16 protein-coding genes and 2 pseudogenes are annotated in these 17,851 nt (G+C 31.0%); 14 read left to right on the top strand and 4 right to left on the bottom strand.

What is annotated here, in order from left to right; all coding sequences use genetic code 11:
- The first annotated feature begins 19 nt into the window (after positions 1-19).
- From PG912_RS00665 to PG912_RS00645, 5 genes are all read left to right on the top strand, one after another.
- A complete protein-coding gene (locus PG912_RS00665) occupies positions 20-616 on the top strand; it encodes a class I SAM-dependent methyltransferase (protein ID WP_275688080.1) in 597 nt (198 codons plus the stop codon).
- A gap of 7 nt (positions 617-623) precedes the next feature.
- Complete coding sequence (locus PG912_RS00660; protein ID WP_275688079.1) at positions 624-1,238, top strand: hypothetical protein; 615 nt, start codon at positions 624-626, stop codon at positions 1,236-1,238.
- A 329-nt stretch (positions 1,239-1,567) separates the two neighbouring features.
- On the top strand, positions 1,568-2,467 hold the full coding sequence (locus PG912_RS00655; RefSeq protein WP_275688078.1) for a hypothetical protein: 900 nt from the start codon (positions 1,568-1,570) through the stop codon (positions 2,465-2,467).
- A gap of 100 nt (positions 2,468-2,567) precedes the next feature.
- Complete coding sequence (locus PG912_RS00650; protein WP_275688077.1) at positions 2,568-4,109, top strand: glycine--tRNA ligase; 1,542 nt, start codon at positions 2,568-2,570, stop codon at positions 4,107-4,109.
- An 85-nt stretch (positions 4,110-4,194) separates the two neighbouring features.
- The gene (locus PG912_RS00645; RefSeq protein ID WP_260585484.1) at positions 4,195-4,431 is read left to right on the top strand and encodes a hypothetical protein; all 237 of its coding nucleotides are present in this window, start codon (positions 4,195-4,197) and stop codon (positions 4,429-4,431) included.
- Between the two features lie 79 nt (positions 4,432-4,510).
- On the opposite strand, the gene PG912_RS00640 is transcribed toward PG912_RS00645, so the two are convergent.
- Positions 4,511-7,288, bottom strand: coding sequence for a TonB-dependent receptor (locus PG912_RS00640; RefSeq protein ID WP_275688076.1), 2,778 nt, complete (start codon positions 7,286-7,288; stop codon positions 4,511-4,513).
- A 193-nt stretch (positions 7,289-7,481) separates the two neighbouring features.
- On the opposite strand from PG912_RS00640, the gene PG912_RS00635 reads away from it, so the two are divergent.
- Positions 7,482-8,411, top strand: coding sequence for a bifunctional riboflavin kinase/FAD synthetase (locus PG912_RS00635; protein ID WP_275688075.1), 930 nt, complete (start codon positions 7,482-7,484; stop codon positions 8,409-8,411).
- A 62-nt stretch (positions 8,412-8,473) separates the two neighbouring features.
- Positions 8,474-9,748, top strand: a complete 1,275-nt coding sequence (gene serS / locus PG912_RS00630) for a serine--tRNA ligase (protein ID WP_275688074.1) — start codon at positions 8,474-8,476, stop codon at positions 9,746-9,748.
- 277 nt (positions 9,749-10,025) lie between these two features.
- Here serS and PG912_RS00625 read toward each other — a convergent pair whose 3' ends face one another.
- The gene (locus tag PG912_RS00625; RefSeq protein WP_260585489.1) at positions 10,026-10,169 is read right to left on the bottom strand and encodes a hypothetical protein; all 144 of its coding nucleotides are present in this window, start codon (positions 10,167-10,169) and stop codon (positions 10,026-10,028) included.
- A gap of 121 nt (positions 10,170-10,290) precedes the next feature.
- Here PG912_RS00625 and PG912_RS00620 point away from each other — a divergent pair, with 121 nt between their 5' ends.
- From PG912_RS00620 to mgtE, 5 genes and pseudogenes are all read left to right on the top strand, one after another.
- Positions 10,291-12,069: a tetratricopeptide repeat protein gene (locus tag PG912_RS00620; protein ID WP_275688073.1), complete on the top strand. Its 1,779-nt coding sequence runs from the start codon at positions 10,291-10,293 to the stop codon at positions 12,067-12,069.
- Between the two features lie 72 nt (positions 12,070-12,141).
- The gene (locus tag PG912_RS00615; protein WP_275688072.1) at positions 12,142-12,471 is read left to right on the top strand and encodes a DUF4286 family protein; all 330 of its coding nucleotides are present in this window, start codon (positions 12,142-12,144) and stop codon (positions 12,469-12,471) included.
- Positions 12,472-12,473: 2 nt separating this feature from the next.
- Entirely contained in the window at positions 12,474-12,665 is a 192-nt protein-coding gene (locus tag PG912_RS00610) for a hypothetical protein (protein WP_275688071.1), read from the top strand.
- A 66-nt stretch (positions 12,666-12,731) separates the two neighbouring features.
- Complete coding sequence (gene rsmA, locus PG912_RS00605; RefSeq protein WP_275688070.1) at positions 12,732-13,535, top strand: 16S rRNA (adenine(1518)-N(6)/adenine(1519)-N(6))-dimethyltransferase RsmA; 804 nt, start codon at positions 12,732-12,734, stop codon at positions 13,533-13,535.
- Between the two features lie 49 nt (positions 13,536-13,584).
- Positions 13,585-14,936, top strand: a pseudogene (gene mgtE, locus PG912_RS00600) (magnesium transporter).
- Here the strand turns inward: mgtE and PG912_RS00595 are convergent.
- Together PG912_RS00595 and PG912_RS00590 are read right to left on the bottom strand one after the other, a co-directional pair.
- Positions 14,923-15,615: a LysE family translocator gene (locus PG912_RS00595; RefSeq protein WP_275688069.1), complete on the bottom strand. Its 693-nt coding sequence runs from the start codon at positions 15,613-15,615 to the stop codon at positions 14,923-14,925. The pseudogene mgtE and the gene PG912_RS00595 sit on opposite strands and share 14 nt — an antisense overlap.
- Before the next feature lie 24 nt (positions 15,616-15,639).
- Positions 15,640-16,688, bottom strand: a pseudogene (locus PG912_RS00590) (2Fe-2S iron-sulfur cluster-binding protein).
- A 163-nt stretch (positions 16,689-16,851) separates the two neighbouring features.
- Here PG912_RS00590 and PG912_RS00585 point away from each other — a divergent pair.
- Together PG912_RS00585 and PG912_RS00580 are read left to right on the top strand one after the other, a co-directional pair.
- Positions 16,852-17,190, top strand: a complete 339-nt coding sequence (locus PG912_RS00585; protein WP_260585497.1) for a PadR family transcriptional regulator — start codon at positions 16,852-16,854, stop codon at positions 17,188-17,190.
- Between the two features lies 1 nt (position 17,191).
- Positions 17,192-17,851 (top strand): hypothetical protein, encoded by a 660-nt coding sequence (locus tag PG912_RS00580; RefSeq protein WP_275688068.1) that lies wholly within the window; start codon positions 17,192-17,194, stop codon positions 17,849-17,851.

The raw sequence follows: 17,851 nt of genomic DNA, 5'->3' as shown, positions 1-17,851 counted from the left end.
AACATAACAATACACTATTTTGAGTAAAAAATTTAATTTTTTTAAAGAAGCTATAAAAAACTATAAAACAGCTGGTACTCTTGTTCCTAGTTCTAGATATTTAGCTACAAAAATGCTAAAGGAAATTAACTTCAAAAAAGCTGAAGTTATTATCGAATTAGGCTCTGGAAACGGAGCGATAACTCATGCTATTTTAAATAAAATTCAACCAAAAGCTGTTTTAATTTGCTTTGAAATTAACGATGCTTTTTACGAGGAGTTAAAAAAAATTAAACATCCGCAGTTAATTGTTTTAAAAGCGTCTGCCGAAAACATGATGGCAGAGATTAAAAAACTAGGATATACACAAGCAAATCATATAATTTCTAGCCTACCTTTAACGATTCTTCCCAAAGAAATATCTCACAATATTTTACTCGAAAGTTATCATATTTTAAAGGATAAAGGACTATTTATTCAATACCAGTATAGCTTAACCTACTTCAAAAAATTGCAAGAGTTTTTCGGAAAGGATATCAAACTAAGTTTCGAACCACTTAATTTTCCTCCTGCCTTTATTTATAACTGCATAAAAAATAGTACCTTAGTGCCGAATACACCAAACTATTCATCATAACCCCCAAATGAGTACCAAAAAATTAAACAGTAACGGTTTTATTGCCTTTTTGCTGCTATTGATAATTACAATTGGATTATTGTCTTATCAAAATGCTAGTGAATATGCTGATTTAAAAGATGTTTTTAAATTAGAAAAAGAAGAGCTAGAATTAGAATTGAATCGTGTTATAAAAAACTATGAAGGGGCTGTTTATAATAAGGATAATGCTTATTTAAACCTTAGTAACAAACTTCACGATATAATAAAACTTAAAGACACGATTAACAGCTTAAAAAGTACTGATTATCGTTTATTTCGCTTCTATAGAAAACGAATTTCTAGTTTAGCTAAACAGAATGAAATTCTTTTTAAACATATTGACTCCTTAAACTCTGTAAACAATCAGTTATTATCAAAAAATGATAGTGTATCAGAAGTTTTAGCGCTAAAGGAAAGTCAATATATTAAATTGAATTACAAGAAAAACTATCTTGATCAACAAGAAAGAGCTTTAAAAGAAAAAGTAGCCATTGCAGAAATTATTAAAACTTCTGTAATAAAAGTAGCAGCAATGAAAAAAGAAGAAGTGGTAAACACACTTCTACCACTAGATCTAGCAAAACAGATGCTTTTAAAATAGAATTTAATCTACTAGAAAATAATGTTACAAATCCTGGATATAAAGCTATTTATATTCAAATTGTAAATAACAGCAGTGTTATTTTCCCTGCAAAGGAAGTTGTATTAAAAAATACAGAAAAAATACTTTGTAATGATATTTTAACGGCCAAATACCATAATAAACAACTATCTGTAATTTCTTTCATTGATGTAAATCGAGATGATATAAATGAAGGTTCTTATAAAATAAATGTTTTTGTTGATGGTGCTTTTACCAACGATACAATTATAGATCTTAAATAAAAAAATGATATAAAACCATATAACCAACATTAATCCCCCTTAATTATGACCCCTCAAAAAAGAAAAAACTCATTTGTTGTTCTACTACTTGTTTTAACCCTTTTCCTAACACTTTATTCGTTTCAAAAATCGAGTCAGTATAACGACCTTCAGGAAGTTTTTCAGCAAGACAAAGCTGATTTAGAAAAAGAATTAGATGAAATGATTAAAGATTATACAGATGTTGTTGTTCGTAAAAAGCGACTATCTAAAAGGCTAAAAATAGAGCTTGTTAAGATGAATAATCTACGTGACTCTATTAAAAACATGCGAATGGATAACTATAACTTAATAAGAAGGTATAGAAAAAAAATTGCAAGTTTAGAACGTGAAAATAGAAACCTTTTTATAAGAGTAGATTCTCTTAACACAGCCAATCATGTATTATCTCAAGAGAATGTAATTACGAATGAAATTTTACAGCAAAAAGAAACAATTAATACTTCTTTAACTGAAAAAAACAAGGAATTAGAAAAAAAACAAAAGACACTTGAAACCAAAATTGCTATTGGTGGAATTATAAAAACAAGCCCCGTTAAAGTAGTTGCAATGAAAGAACGCAGCAGTGGAAAATTAACCTCTACATCAAGATCTAACAGAACAGATGCTTTTAAAATTAATTTCGATTTATTAAAAAATGTAATTGCCAATGCTGGTGAAAAATCTGTATACATTCAAATTATTGATGAAAACAAAAAAGTAGTAGCTCCTAAAGGAGTTACGAACTTAAAAGATGGTGGTAAGGTTCAATATACCGACTCCATTGAAATCAACTATAACAATGACCAATTAAGTCTTGTTTCACTTGTTTTAGTAAATAGAGACGACATTAATAAAGGTAAATATACCGTAAGTGCTTTTGTTGACGGAGTATATTCCGGAGCAGCAACTCTTAATCTTAGATAAAAAAGACTTAAAACAACTAAAAAAGTGAAGAATTCGTTTAATTCTTCACTTTTTTCATTTAGAATAGTATTAGTTAAAAACCTTATTTTATTTTTGCACTATGGCAAAACAAGAAGATCAATTTAAAAAAGTATTATCGCACGCAAAAGAATACGGTTATGTATTTCAATCATCTGAAATTTATGATGGGTTAAGTGCGGTATATGACTATGCTCAAAACGGAGTTGAGTTAAAGAAAAACATTAGAGATTATTGGTGGAAAGCAATGGTGCAAATGCACGAAAACATTGTTGGTATTGATGCCTCTATCTTAATGCACCCAACTACTTGGAAAGCTTCAGGCCACGTAGATGCTTTTAACGATCCTTTAATTGATAATAAGGATTCTAAAAAAAGGTACAGAGCCGATGTTTTAGTAGAGGACTATTGCCTTAAAATTGAAGGTAAAATTGAAAAAGAAGTCAAAAAAGCTGCCAAACGTTTTGGTGATGCCTTTAACAAAGAAGAGTTTGTTGCTACTAATGGCCGTGTTTTAGGATATCAAGAAAAAATAAATACTATTTTATCTCGTTTAGGTAAATCTTTAGAAAAAGAAGATTTAGCTGACGTAAAGTTACTAATTGAAGAATTAGAAATTGCAGATCCATTAACAGGTTCTAAAAACTGGACAGAGGTTAAACAGTTTAACTTAATGTTTGGAACCAAACTAGGAGCCTCTGCAGAAAGCGCGATGGATTTATACTTACGTCCTGAAACTGCTCAAGGGATTTTTGTAAACTTTTTAAACGTACAAAAAACTGGTAGAATGAAAATTCCTTTCGGAATTGCACAAACCGGTAAAGCTTTTCGTAACGAAATTGTTGCACGTCAGTTTATATTTAGAATGCGTGAATTTGAGCAAATGGAAATGCAATTTTTTGTAAAACCAGGAACTCAAGAAGAATGGTATAACAAATGGAAAGAAAACCGTTTAAACTGGCACTTATCGTTAGGTATGGGCGCTGAAAACTATCGCTTTCATGACCATGAAAAATTAGCGCATTATGCTGATAACGCGGCTGATATTGAGTTTAAATTTCCTTTCGGATTTAAAGAATTAGAAGGTATTCACTCTCGTACTGATTTCGATTTAAAAGCACATGAAGAACACTCTGGTAAGAAATTACAATATTTCGATCATGAAGAGAACAAAAGTTACACGCCTTACGTAGTTGAAACTTCAATCGGATTAGATAGAATGTTTTTAGCCGTATTTTCAAACTCTTTACAAGAAGAAGCTTTAGAAAACGGTACCACAAGAACTGTATTAAAACTACCTGCTATTTTAGCACCTGTAAAAGCAGCCATTTTACCGCTAGTTAAAAAAGATGGATTGCCTGAGGTTGCACGTAAGATAATGGAAGATTTAAAATGGGACTTTAGTGTATCTTATGATGAAAAAGATGCTGTAGGGCGTCGTTATCGTCGTCAAGATGCTAATGGTACACCTTTTTGTATTACTGTTGATCATGATACGTTAAATGACGATAGTGTTACCATTCGCCATAGAGATACGATGGAACAAAAACGTGTTCAAATATCAGAATTAAAAAATATTATTAAACAAGAAGTAGATGTAAGAAATTGGTTACAAAAAATGTAAGCAATATTCTTATCAATAAAATAAAAATCCTATCATTATTAACATGATAGGATTTTTTACTTTTGTACTATTAAAATTAAAAATAATGAAAACAGCACTAAAAATATTATTCATCATCTTTTTATTATGGATGCTTACAGGAGCTTATCTTTTAAATACTGAACATCCGAAGGCACAAATTGTAATGGGATTAGGTGTTTTTTATATGGCTTTTGTATTAATGCCTGTATTTATTTATTATCGATATAAAGATAATAAATACAAGAAATATATCATCAATGATCAAAAAATAAAAGAATGGATTGATAACAGTAACGAATAAAAAAAGGCTTCATTTAAAAATGAAGCCTTTTTAGTTTATTTATCTGTAACGTTATTATGTACGTTACATAAAATTATTCTTAGTTATTGATTGTCCAAGAAACAAAGTATTGAGAACCTGTTGCTCCAACACCTGGTGCACTAAAGTATTCTTTACCACCAATATTAGCAGCTCCTACTTTAAACATCGACTTAATAGAAGGCACTTTATAGTTTACTTGTGCATCCACAACAGTTCTAGCATCTACGATACCGTCATAAAAAGAAGACTCCCATAAAAATTCATCTTGCCATCTTACGTTTACATTAAACCCTAAGTTTTTAATCACGTTTGCTTTACCAAACTGAAACTTAACCTTGTGCTCTGGTGTATTAAATCCTGCTTCGAAACCTGGATTTGCTGCTTGATCAAAATCAAACTTAGAATACGTATAGTTTAATCCTACATTAAATCCGTCTAACACTTTCGTATTTAAACCAATTGTAGCACCATAAGAACTAATATCAGCATCTGAATTACTGTCTAAAGAAACAACTTTAAAGTCTCCAGCTGGTATTGCACTTACAGCTGCTAAAGTACCTACAGTACCATACAATGGTGCTATTACGTTTTTAGACGCAACGAAGTCTTTATACTTATTGTAATATACATTCAAATCAATTGCAATTCCTTTTGCAACCCCTCTATACCCAACTTCAAAAGCAGTTACATGTTCTGGTTTTACAAACTCTACATCAGATTTAACTAAATCAGCAGGATTACCTGTACCTGAGAACTTATTAACAGAAGCTAAAGTGTATGAGTTTTCATATGCCATTCTACCTGTTAAGACAGCAGTAGGACTACCATTTATTACTGCACCTCCTGCACTTAAGTCATAAGGACTTGATACATATCTATCGATGTTATCAGGTGCTGTACCTAATAAAATACCATTACCTGCATCTAAACCAATGTATTGATCTTGTGTTGTTGGGTTTCTAAAACCTGTTTGTACAGATGCTCTAAAGTTATGATTTTTATCTTCACCTGCTGCATATGCTAATGATAAACGAGGTGATACGTTTCCGTCAAAGTTTTGAGCTTTGTCATAACGAGCAGAAGCAGTAACTTTTAAACGGTCTTCCATTAATTTCTTTTGAATTTGTGTATATACACCAAACTCATCATAATCAATTGGTCCATCAGCATCAGTAAAAATTGTACCTCCAGAGTTTAATACATATTGTCTGTAAGAACCACCTACTTGTACTTCTGCCCAGTCAATATAATCTTGTAAATTTAAATTAGCATCTACATGGTATAATTTTGTTTCATCCTGAAACTTAGCCCCAGTCTTAATATCTGGATCTTGCTTTACAGTTTCGAAAGCAGCATTAAATTCACTTGTACCTGGCACAAATCTTCCAGTATCAGCATATGCTCTTGCTGATGCGTGAGCCATTGCTGGTGTTATCCCTGTGCCACTAGTTATTGTTCCAAGATATCCTTGTGCATACTGTGTAAACCAATCTACATCACCTTTCCAAGCTCTGTTAATATTAATTGCAGCAAAACGAGTATCGTAAGAATCTCCTGCATCCTCTTTAGTCATATAACCACGAACAAAGAAACTTTTTCCTTTAAACTCTAATTTGTGTTGCTCCATGTAGAAATTTTGGATATTATATCTACTCTGTCCTTGATAAATAGTATTACCTGTACCAAACTTAGAATTCCAAATAATTTCTAAACGGTCATTCCCCCAAGGTCTATAATGTAATGAACCACCAAACTTTACACTTTTAGCTTCATTAGTCATTAAATCAACATCTTTATATCCTGTTCTAGAAATTTTGGCTGTACCAAAAGTTCCTGCAGGTGCACTTGCAAGCGCATCAAAATCTAACGTTTGCGTAAAATCATCACCATACACATTTAAACCGTTATAAGCAGTATTACCTGTATGATCTGTTGCAGACCCTCCATTTTCATCTCTATAATCAGTAGCATGCCATTCCTCACCTTTTAAATAAGACAATGTTGTTTTTGCAGCAAATTTATCACTAAAAACATGTGCCATACGAATACTTGTATCGTAAAAAGTATTGTCTCCAGCAGCTTCTTGACTTGTCATTCCTGTTTTTAAAACATAGCTAATCCCTTGGTCATCAAAAGGACTTTTACTTGTCATAAACATAATACCGTTAAAAGCATTTGCACCATATAATGCAGAAGATGCTCCTGGTAATAACTCTACTGTTTTTACATCTAATTCAGACATCCCTAAAAGGTTACCTAAAGCAAAGTTTAATGCAGGAGAAGAATTATCCATTCCGTCTACTAATTGCATAAAACGTTCATTTGCAAAAGTTGCAAAACCACGAGTGTTTACAGATTTAAAAGTTAAACTGTTAGAATTAATATCTACCCCTTTTAAATTCTCTAATCCGTCATAAAAAGAAGGAGAAGAAGTATTTCTAATTGCTCTAGCATCCATTCTTTCAACCGTAACTGGAGATTCCATAATACGTTCTGGAGTTCTAGAAGCAGAAATTACAACCTCATCTAAAGATGTTGCATTTTCAGTTAAACTAACTTCAACAACTTGATTGTTTTTAGTTATTTCAACGTTTTTTGACTGATACCCTAAAGAAGAAATCTCTATAGTAAAAGGTGGTGTATCCGTCACTTTCATTGTAAATTTTCCATCAAAGTCTGTAGATGTTCCTACGGATTTTCTTAAAACCTTAATGTTTGCCCCTGGTAATACTCCCCCAAGAGATGCGTCATTGACGGTACCTGTTATGGTCGTCTGAGCAACCATTGTTGCCGCACCAAATAGTGCAAAAGCAACAAGTAATAGTTTTTTCATCATAATGTATAATAATTTGTTAACTGATGTGCAAAATACAATTTTTTTTTATTTGTGAAATAATTAACCTTCATTTTATGATAATCTAAAAATGTAAGCTTCATTTTTAAACATCCTTAATTTTTTATTTTTATTTAATAATCTTTATTTCAACTATTCTACAAATTGTATTTTTGCATAAATATATGTACTTAACTTGGAAATAATACCTTCTATTTTTGACTTCGTTACCACTCAAAAAACAATAGTAACCATTGGTACTTTTGATGGCGTTCACATCGGGCATCAAAAAATTATTAAGGAATTAATTGAAGAAGCTAAATCAACCAATAAAAAATCAGTTTTATTAACTTTTTTCCCGCATCCGCGGATGGTTTTACAAAAAGATGTATCTATAAAATTAATAAATACGATTGATGAGCGTGCTGCACATCTTAAAAAATTAGGTTTAGATTCTTTAATTATTCATCCTTTTAGTAAAGAATTTTCGAGACTTACTGCACTAGATTTTGTTCGTGATATTTTAGTAAATCAATTAAATACTTCTAAATTGATTATTGGCTACGATCATCATTTCGGTAAAAACAGAGAAGGAAATATAGAGCAACTAACAGAATATTCTCATTTATATGATTTTACGGTACAGGAAATTCCTGCACAAGATATTGACGAGGTATCGGTAAGCTCTACTAAAATCAGAAAAGCACTTACGAACGGGCATTTAAAAACAGCAAATAATTATTTAGGTTATAACTTCTCTCTAACAGGAAAAGTAGTTAACGGAAAAAAACTAGGCGGCACAATAGGTTTTCCTACCGCTAACATTGATGTTTTAGAAGAGTACAAATTGATACCTAAAACTGGTGTTTATGTGGTAAAAGCTGTTATTAAAAATATTACCGTTTTCGGAATGATGAACATAGGCAACCGACCTACAGTTAACGGAGAACACCAAACAATTGAAGTTCATTTTTTCGATTTTAATGCCGATTTATATAATGAAAACCTTACAGTAAATTTACTTTACTTTTTAAGAGATGAACAAAAATTCGATTCGGTAAACGATTTAGTCATCCAACTAAAAAAAGACAAAGAAACCTCACAAACCTACCTTAAAAACAATTAGTCGTTAGCATTGCCAAAGTCTGCCGCTTCTTATATCTTTGCGATTCTTAAAAATTTAAAAAGATGTTACAGGTTCAGTTTATTAGAGAAAACAAACAAGCTGTTTTAGACGGATTAGCAAAGCGTAATTTTGCCAATGCCGAAGCAATTATTAATGAAGTATTAACTTCTGATGAAACTCGTAGAGCTACACAAGTTTCTTTAGACAATATATTAGCTGAATCTAACAAAATATCCAAAGAAATTGGCGGTCTTTTTAAAGCTGGTGAAGTTCAGAAAGCGAACTTGTTAAAAGAAAAAACAGGGCAATTAAAAGAACAGTCTAAGCAATTAACCGAAACGTTAAATACTACAGCAAACGCTTTACAAGAATTATTATATACAATTCCGAATATTCCTCATGCATCTGTAAAAGCTGGAAAAAATGAAGAAGATAATGAGAAAATTTTTAGTGAAGGAACCATTCCTGAATTAGGAGAAAATGCATTACCTCACTGGGAATTAGCCAAGAAATACGATATTATCGATTTTGAGTTAGGTACAAAAATTACTGGTGCTGGTTTTCCTGTTTATAAAGGAAAAGGTGCTCGTTTACAACGTGCGTTGATCAACTATTTTTTAGATAAAAATACAGCTGCAGGTTATAAAGAAGTACAAGTTCCTCATTTAGTAAACGAAGCCTCAGGAATTGCAACGGGTCAGTTACCAGATAAGGAAGGACAAATGTATCATTCAACTGTTGATGATTTATATTTAATTCCTACCGGTGAAGTGCCAATTACCAATATTCACAGGAATGATTTAGTTAAAGAAGCTGATTTACCAATTAAATACACAGGTTATACTCCTTGTTTTCGTCGTGAAGCAGGTAGTTATGGTGCGCATGTTCGTGGTTTAAATCGTTTACACCAGTTTGATAAAGTAGAAATTGTTCGTGTAGAGCACCCAGATAATTCGTACCACGCTTTAAGCGGAATGGTAGAACATATTAAAGATATTTTACGTGATTTAAAATTACCATACCGTATTTTACGTTTGTGTGGTGGTGATACTGGTTTTACATCGGCTTTAACTTTCGATTTCGAATTATATTCAACTGCGCAAGAGCGTTGGTTAGAAATTAGTTCGGCTTCAAACTTTGAAACTTACCAAGCTAATCGTTTAAAATTACGTTTTAAGAACAAAGATGGTAAAAGTCAGTTTGTTCATACATTAAACGGAAGTTCTTTAGCGTTACCTAGAGTTTTAGCGGGAATTTTAGAAAATTATCAAACAGCAGACGGAATTAAAATACCAGAGGTATTAATACCTTATTGTGGTTTTGATATGATTGATTAAGTAGGTAAATCTAAACATGTTTTAGACTTACAGAAATCATTTATAAGATTCTGAAATAAATTCAGAATGACATTAAAAATAAAAAATGCCAAGTTTCAATCAAGAAACTTGGCATTTTTAGTAATTCACCCTTCAAAAATGAATTAACTTTATATATTTAGTTGACAATCATAAACTAAATTCGTCAACCTGAACTTGTTTCAGGTTCACATAATTCAGTTACTAATTTTCCTTTAGATGAGATTCTGAAATAAATTCAGAATCTCACTATATATTTTTAGTTGGCAACCACTGCCACCATTAATCTTTTGTATTTATTCATTTCTAATAACGCTTCAAAATACTTTGTTATTTGTCCGTTATTCATAAACTCATTTGCATTATTCTTTGCTATCTGATATTGTGTATTAAAGTTTTTCATAGTATAAATTGTTTGGTCTTGTTATCAGTAAGACAAAGTTCGTGCCAAAATGTTACAAGACTTTCAAAAAAAGGACACCTTTTAATACAAATTTAACAATATTGTTCTGTATTTTTGATTGATGAAAAAAGCTGTTATTCTATTTAATTTACTGATTTTTAGTTTGTTTTGTTACGCACAACAAAACGAATTTATTGTTGCTGAAAATTATTTTAGAAACAATGAATATGAAAAAGCAATTCAGCTCTACAAGAAACTACACGATAAAAGTCCGTACAATTACACCTTTTTAAAAAGACTCGTAAGCTGTTATCAAGAAACAGATCAGTTTTTAATTGCTGAAAACCTATTATCAAAAGAATTAAAAGAAAAACCAAGTTTAAGCTACCTAAATGTTATTAGAGGTTATAATTTCGAACGACAACAAAACGATGTTGAAGCTGATAAACAATACAAAACAGCTCTTAAGTCGTTAGATGAAAGGGACACTTATGGTAATGTTATTGCAAGCCTTTTTAAAAATTATAACAAATTAGATTATGCTATTGAAGCCTACACAAAAGTGATGGCAAATAATCCAGATGCGAATTACGGATTTCAATTAGCACAAATTTATGGTGAAAAAGGAAACTTCTCTAAAATGTTTGAATCGTATGTTAATTTGGTTGATAAAAATGAAAAATACCTTAACAACGTAAAGCGTTTTACCAGCCGATATATTAATGATGATGCCGAAAATGAAAACAATATTTTATTTAAAAAAGCATTGCTGAGAAAATCAATTAGCAATCCAAAAAATATTTGGAACGATTTATTATCTTGGTTATTTGTTAAGCAAAAACAATACAGTAAAGCACTTATTCAGCACAAAGCATTACTAGCCAGAGATGCTGATAATTTAGGGAAAATTGCTGAGCTAGGTAAAATAGCGCTAGACAATGAAGATTACGAAACAGCAAAAGAATGTTTCGATTTAATGATTGAAAAAACCAATTATCCGAGTGATAAGTTTAATGCCATCAATAATAATTTAAAAATAGCTATTGAAACAAAACAAACGGATGTTGATACTCGTTTTAAAGAAGTATTTGATGAATACGGAATTAACAAACTCACCTTTCGCACACAAATAGCCTACGCTAATTACGTAACATTTACCAAAAACAACCCTGAAGAAGCAGTTAAAATTTTAGAAAAAGCAATGACTTTTGCCAGCTCTAGATTTACAAAAGCAATGGTAAAACTTAAACTAGGTGAAGTTTTAGTGTTTACGAATAAGTTTAACAAAGCATTAATTTATTTTTCTCAGGTTCAAACAAAGTTTAAAAATCATTTTTTAGGACAAGAAGCACGCTTTAAAGTAGCACAAACCTCTTATTTTAAAAACGATTTTAAATGGGCAAAAGCGCAACTAAAGGTTTTAAAAGGATCTGCAACGCAATTAATTGCCAACGACGCAGCAAATTTATTTTTAACAATTTATGATAACGAACCAAAAGACAGTATTGCTTCTGGATTGAAAGAGTATGCTAAAGCCGATTTATTAGCTTTTCAGAATAAAGATACCGAAGCAATTACTATTTTAAACGAGATTATTATAAAATATAAAGGGCAACCTATTGAAGATGAAGCATTATTTAAACAGGCTAAACTTTTTGTAAAACAGCAAAAATACGATGAAGCAATTTTAAGCTTCAATAAAATAATTGCTTTAGATAAAAAAGGAATTTATATTGATGATGTGTATTACCAATTAGCAGAATTGTACAATTTAAAATTAAATAACCCCGAAAAGGCTAAAGAATACTATCAAAAGATTATTTTTGACCACGCTTCTAGCATCTATTTAGTTGATGCTCGTAAAAAGTTTAGAAAACTAAGAGGCGACCAAATTAATTAATCAATGTACCAATGAATTACCGTAGCAATTGTTACAGTATATAATTGATACATCTTTACATTAAATAACAAAATGTATATATACAACGTAACTATAAGTATTGACGAAAGTGTTCATGACGAATGGATTATTTGGATAAAAAATCATATCCCTAAAGTTTTGGCTACTGGTCGTTTTTTAAGCGCAAAATTAACACAGGTTTTAGTTGAAGAAGAAATGGGCGGAGTAACATACTCTGTACAATATACTGCAAAGACACGCGAAGATTTAGATAATTATTACAAATACGACGCCGATAAACTGCGTTCTGATAGTTATAAAAAATTTGCTGATAAAATGTTAGCTTTTCGTACTGAGCTACGAGTAATCAATGAATTTTTTCCTGCTGAAGCAAGTAATTAAACATGAAACATAAAATTTATAAAAACAGAAAAAAGATATTATTTACAGGTATCTTTCTAACTGTTTTGGGTGTTATTGTAGGGTATTGCAAATACGGAACCGAACCTTGGGAAACCATTGGTGGGTTTTTAAGTGGTTTTGGCGTAGCAACATCATTCATAACATTCGGATTTAAAGATCCAGCAAATAAATAACCAAAAATAGCAATACAAGGATTTTTATTTACTCTTGTTTCTAATAATCTTTTATCATAAACAACTATGACAGTAAGAGCAAAAAAACATTTAGGACAACATTTTTTAACCGATGAAGATATCGCTAAAAAAATAGCGGATGCATTAACCGAAAATGGATATGATAATGTATTAGAAATTGGTCCTGGAATGGGAGTTTTAACGAAATACTTATTAGAAAAAAAGCCAAAAATTACGGTAATGGAACTCGATTATGATTCAGTTGCCTATTTAAAAGATACTTTTCCGTTAGAACATATTAAGTTAGATACCACTGCAAAAAAGTTCGAAATTCTTGAAGGTGATTTTCTAAAAAAGAATATTGTTGATATTTTTAAAGAAAAGCAAGTCGCTATTATTGGTAACTTCCCTTATAATATTTCTACTCAAATTGTATTTAAAGCTATCGAAAACAGAGAATTTGTTCCTGAATTTGCAGGAATGTTTCAGAAAGAAGTAGCCAAAAGAATTGCAGAAAAAGAAGGAAGTAAAGTGTACGGAATCATGTCTGTCTTAACACAAGCTTTTTATGATGTTGAGTATTTATTTACGGTTCCGCCAACCGTTTTTAATCCGCCACCAAAAGTAGATTCTGGAGTTATAAGACTTATCAGAAAAGAAAATTATACCTTACCTGTTGATGAAAAATTATTTTTTAGGGTTGTAAAAACATCCTTTAATCAACGAAGAAAAATGTTACGCTCTAGCTTAAAATCTTTCAACATTTCTGATTCTTTAAAAGAAGACCCTATCTTTACAATGCGTCCCGAGCAATTATCCGTAGATCGGTTTATCGAATTAACAGATAAAATTGCAAAAGACAATATTTAAAGAGTATTCAAAATATTTAAATTCTGATTATCGAGTAAAATTGCAAAATATGGCATTTGAAATCACCCAAGAACTTCTAGAAAATGTAACCCAATACATCGCAAGTAAAAATGACGATGCACTTAATGGGTTATTTAGCGAAATTCACCATGCAGATATTGCTGAAATATTAGACGAACTATCGTTTGATGAAGCAGTTTACATTATCCGTTTATTAGATAGTGAAACTACTTCAGAAGTATTGATGGATGTTGATGATGACGTTCGTGAAAAAATATTAGAACAATTAACTGCAAAAGAAATTGCAGAAGAAATAGATGAACTTGACACTGATGATGCTGCCGATGTAATTGCTGAGCTTCCTGAGAAAAGGAAAAAAGCAGTAATGCAAGAAATTGAAGATGATGAACATGCCAAAGAAATTGTAGAATTATTACGCTACGACGAAGATTCTGCTGGTGGTTTAATGGCAAAAGAATTAGTAAAAGTAAATGAAAACTGGACGATTCCGCGCTGTGTAAAAGAAATGCGTATTCAGGCAGAAGAAGTTACACGCGTACACTCTATTTACGTTATTGATGATAGCGGAAAATTAAAGGGTCGTTTATCATTAAAAGATTTATTAATGGCATCTGCCAAAGCAACCATAGCCGATGTTTATATACCAAAAGTAGATTTTGTAAATGTAACTGATGAAGCCGAAGATGTTGCTAATATTATGCGTAAGTACGATTTAGAGGCAATACCAGTTGTTGATGAATTAGGCGTTTTAGTTGGTAGAATTACTATTGATGACATTGTTGATGTTATTAAAGAAGAAGCAGATAAAGATTATCAATTAGCAGCAGGTATTACACAAGATGTAGAGGCTGATGATACTATATGGGAGCTTACACGAGCACGATTACCATGGCTTTTCTTAGGATTAATTGGTGGTGTTGGAGCCTTTATGATTATGGAGAATTTTCAAGAAATGTTTAAAGACAATGCTGTTTTATTCTTTTTCACGCCCCTAATTGCTGCCATGGCAGGAAATGTTGGAGTACAATCTTCAGCAATTATTGTACAAGGTTTAGCAAATGACGATGTAAAGGGAAGTGTTAATAGTCGTTTAGTTAAAGAAATGCTTTTAGCAGCGCTTAATGGCCTTGTGTTGGCAGTCTTTTTATTTGCCTTTATATGGATGTATAATGGTGACGTACGTAGAGCTTTTGCTATTTCAATTTCTTTAGTAGTTGTTATAATTGTAGCAGGACTAATAGGAACTTTTATTCCGTTGTTTTTAGATAAACGTGGTATCGATCCTGCAATTGCAACAGGTAGCCATTTATTACAACAAGTAACGACATTTTCGGAATCCTTATTTACTTTTGGATTGCCAAAATGATTATTGGTTTTTAATAGTTTGCGTTGTTGTAACTTTATCTAATAAATTATCAATCTTATCTTTGGGTATAAAACCTTTAAGCATTAAAACGGCTCCGAAAACAATTAATAACACACCCATTCCTCTTTTTATTCTATAAATAACTAAAGGTGTTAGTTTGTTTTTTAATTGTTTTGCTAGTAGTATTTTTGCTAAATCGGTAAGTGCATATCCTAAAATTACCGTACCAAAATACCAAAATAAATACTTCGGATTCATATCATATGTTGGTCCAACAACTACTATTAAACCTAACCAAAAAGCAAGTACACCAATATTTATAAAGTTTAAAAAAAAGCCTTTAAATAATAATTTAATATAATTATTATTTTCAGGAATTACCACATCGGGCGCCTGCGATTCCTTTTTATTATTTTTATCTAAGTACGTTATCAATCCGTAAATGATAAGTACCAATCCACCAATCAAAAATAAACGTGGGTCGTCTTTAATTTGTTCTAGCAAACTTCTACTTCCGAAGTAGGCAATTAACATAAAAGAAATATCTCCTAAAATTACACCAATATCAAAAGCAATAGCAGCTCTTGCTCCTTTTAAAACACTTGTTTTTAAAAGCATAAAAAACACAGAGCCAATCATAAAAGCCATGAAAACACCTACTAAAAAGGCGTTTTTTAAATCGTAAAAGTCCATTTTTTAAAGATACAGTTTTAACTACTAAACATCATCAAAATCAATTACTACTTTTGGGGTGGTAGGGTGTGCCATACAGGTTAAAATAAAACCTTCTTCTAATTCACTATCAGATAAAATAGAGTTCTTAGACATTACAGCCTTTCCTTCGGTTACTTTAGCGATACAACTGCTACAAACTCCTCCTTGACAAGAATACGGAGCATCTAATTTATTACGTAAAGACGCTGATAAAAGAGTATCTGTTTTCTCCATCGAAAAAGTTGTTTCTTCATCATCTAATAAAACAGTGATTTCTGATTTCCCATCAGGATAGGTTACAGGTATTTCTTCATCTGTTGTACTTGCAGTAAATAATTCGAAATGAATGTTCTCTTTCTTAAAATCGTTTTCTTGTAATGTTTCAGAAACAACATCAATCATAACTTCTAGCCACATAAATAAACAGCATCAAAAGAAATATCTTTATGAATATTTTTCATGAAATAATTCACATGATTTTTATCTATTCTTCCGAATTTACTGTTATTACGAACCTCTTGACTAAAAATATAATGCAAATTAAATTGTGTAGGATATTGTGTTGCCAACGCATTTAACTCATCGAAAAAGATAGTTGTTTCTGCTTTTTTATTACCAAAAACTAAGGTAAATGTTGCTGTAGGTTCGTTTTCTAACACTGCTTTTATCATCGATAAAACTGGCGTTATTCCGCTACCTGCTGCAAAAGCAATGTAATTTTTATCCGCCGCAGGCGCTAATGTAAACTTACCTTCTGGTTCAGAAATTTCTATTGAAGTGTTTTCTTTCAGTTTTGTAGTTGCATAGGTAGAAAATATTCCTTTTTCTACCGCTTTAACCGCTACTTTAACCTGATTGCTATTTGGTGAGGCACAGATAGAATACGCTCTTCGTATTTCTTTATCGTTTATTTTAGTTTTTACAGTAATATATTGACCTGCAACAAAAGAATATGCTTCTTTTAGTTCAGCAGGAATTGTAAATAAGATAGAAACAGCATCGGCAGTTTCTTTAATTATTTTTTCTATTGTTAGTTTATGAAATGTAGACATGTATTGTATTTAGAAACACAAAAATAAGCAATACTAAACGAACCTTTTGTTAGTAATAACATAAAAAACAATACCTAAGATTATTATACATAAGAAAATTATGTATATTTGTTGCGAGTCGCAAAGGCAAAAAAACAAAAAATTACCGTTTAATAATTACAAAATGGGAAATCAGAAATTATATAAAGGTTCGTTACAAACCATCATTTTAAAGCTATTGGCACAAAATGATAAAATGTATGGTTATGAAATTACACAAAAGGTAAAAGAGCTTACCAAAGGGGAATTAAAAATTACCGAAGGCGCTTTGTACCCTGCCTTACATAAATTAGAAGCCGAAGGTTTGTTAGACGTAGAAGTTGCCAAAGTAGGGAATCGCTTACGTAAATACTACAAACTTACCGAAAGCGGCACCAAAGAAACTGCCAATAAATTGGAAGAAATGCAAGAGTTTTTAAAAACAATGCAGCAATTGGTGAATCCTAAATTTAGTTTGGAGTAAGATGGAAAACAATTACGAAATCACCGAAAAACAGTTGGCTTTTTTGGAAGGTTACATCAAAAGAAAAAAGAAATTTACTGAACCTGAAGATGTTTATGAATTGATGGATCATTTAATTAATGATTTTGAAGCAACAACTGAAGATGGAAATTTATCGCAGTATTTGTCAACCAAATCTCATTTTATTTTTAAATACACTGGCAGCCGAAAAAATAAAGAAGAAGCAATTCATTGGGAGTATCAAAGAGAGCTATACAAACAGTTTTTTAGTTTTTTTCATCGCTTAAAGTACTTGCCATTTACAGCTTTACTATTTACTTTTTTATATTTATTTTTTATTCAGTTTAGTTTTTCTAATAAAGTTTTAGCGGGAGTTTTTGCAAGTTTAATTGCGTTACCTATGATAACAGGTTATGTAATTACATATCACAAAAATAAAAAAATAAAAAAACTAGTTTCTTTTAAATACTTAGCAAATATTATGCTATTACCTATGCTGTTTTTACAATGCTTTAACTTAATTTCTGATTTTTTAAAAGAAAACCGATTTTTGTTTTTAACATACACTTTTATAGGAGTTATCTTATGTTTTTCTGCAATTATAGTTGTGTTAGAAAAAAGAAAAGAAATCCTAAAAAAATATAAACATTTATTACAATAA

Source organism: Tenacibaculum retecalamus (assembly GCF_027941755.1).
Lineage (GTDB): Bacteria > Bacteroidota > Bacteroidia > Flavobacteriales > Flavobacteriaceae > Polaribacter > Polaribacter haliotis_B.
Note: the sequence above shows the minus strand (reverse complement) of the source record. Positions and strands in the feature narration are given on the sequence as shown.

Bases quoted from the DNA above. Each gene is read 5' to 3' on its own strand.
- PG912_RS00640 (WP_275688076.1), bottom strand. From the start codon at position 7,288: ATGATGAAAAAACTATTACTTGTTGCTTTTGCACTATTTGGTGCGGCA.
- rsmA (WP_275688070.1), top strand. From the start codon at position 12,732: ATGACAGTAAGAGCAAAAAAACATTTAGGACAACATTTTTTAACCGAT.
- PG912_RS00610 (WP_275688071.1), top strand. From the start codon at position 12,474: ATGAAACATAAAATTTATAAAAACAGAAAAAAGATATTATTTACAGGT.
- PG912_RS00585 (WP_260585497.1), top strand. From the start codon at position 16,852: ATGGGAAATCAGAAATTATATAAAGGTTCGTTACAAACCATCATTTTA.
- PG912_RS00650 (WP_275688077.1), top strand. From the start codon at position 2,568: ATGGCAAAACAAGAAGATCAATTTAAAAAAGTATTATCGCACGCAAAA.
- PG912_RS00615 (WP_275688072.1), top strand. From the start codon at position 12,142: ATGTATATATACAACGTAACTATAAGTATTGACGAAAGTGTTCATGAC.
- PG912_RS00645 (WP_260585484.1), top strand. From the start codon at position 4,195: ATGAAAACAGCACTAAAAATATTATTCATCATCTTTTTATTATGGATG.
- PG912_RS00580 (WP_275688068.1), top strand. From the start codon at position 17,192: ATGGAAAACAATTACGAAATCACCGAAAAACAGTTGGCTTTTTTGGAA.
- PG912_RS00595 (WP_275688069.1), bottom strand. From the start codon at position 15,615: ATGGACTTTTACGATTTAAAAAACGCCTTTTTAGTAGGTGTTTTCATG.
- serS (WP_275688074.1), top strand. From the start codon at position 8,474: ATGTTACAGGTTCAGTTTATTAGAGAAAACAAACAAGCTGTTTTAGAC.
- PG912_RS00655 (WP_275688078.1), top strand. From the start codon at position 1,568: ATGACCCCTCAAAAAAGAAAAAACTCATTTGTTGTTCTACTACTTGTT.
- PG912_RS00660 (WP_275688079.1), top strand. From the start codon at position 624: ATGAGTACCAAAAAATTAAACAGTAACGGTTTTATTGCCTTTTTGCTG.
- PG912_RS00625 (WP_260585489.1), bottom strand. From the start codon at position 10,169: ATGAAAAACTTTAATACACAATATCAGATAGCAAAGAATAATGCAAAT.
- PG912_RS00620 (WP_275688073.1), top strand. From the start codon at position 10,291: ATGAAAAAAGCTGTTATTCTATTTAATTTACTGATTTTTAGTTTGTTT.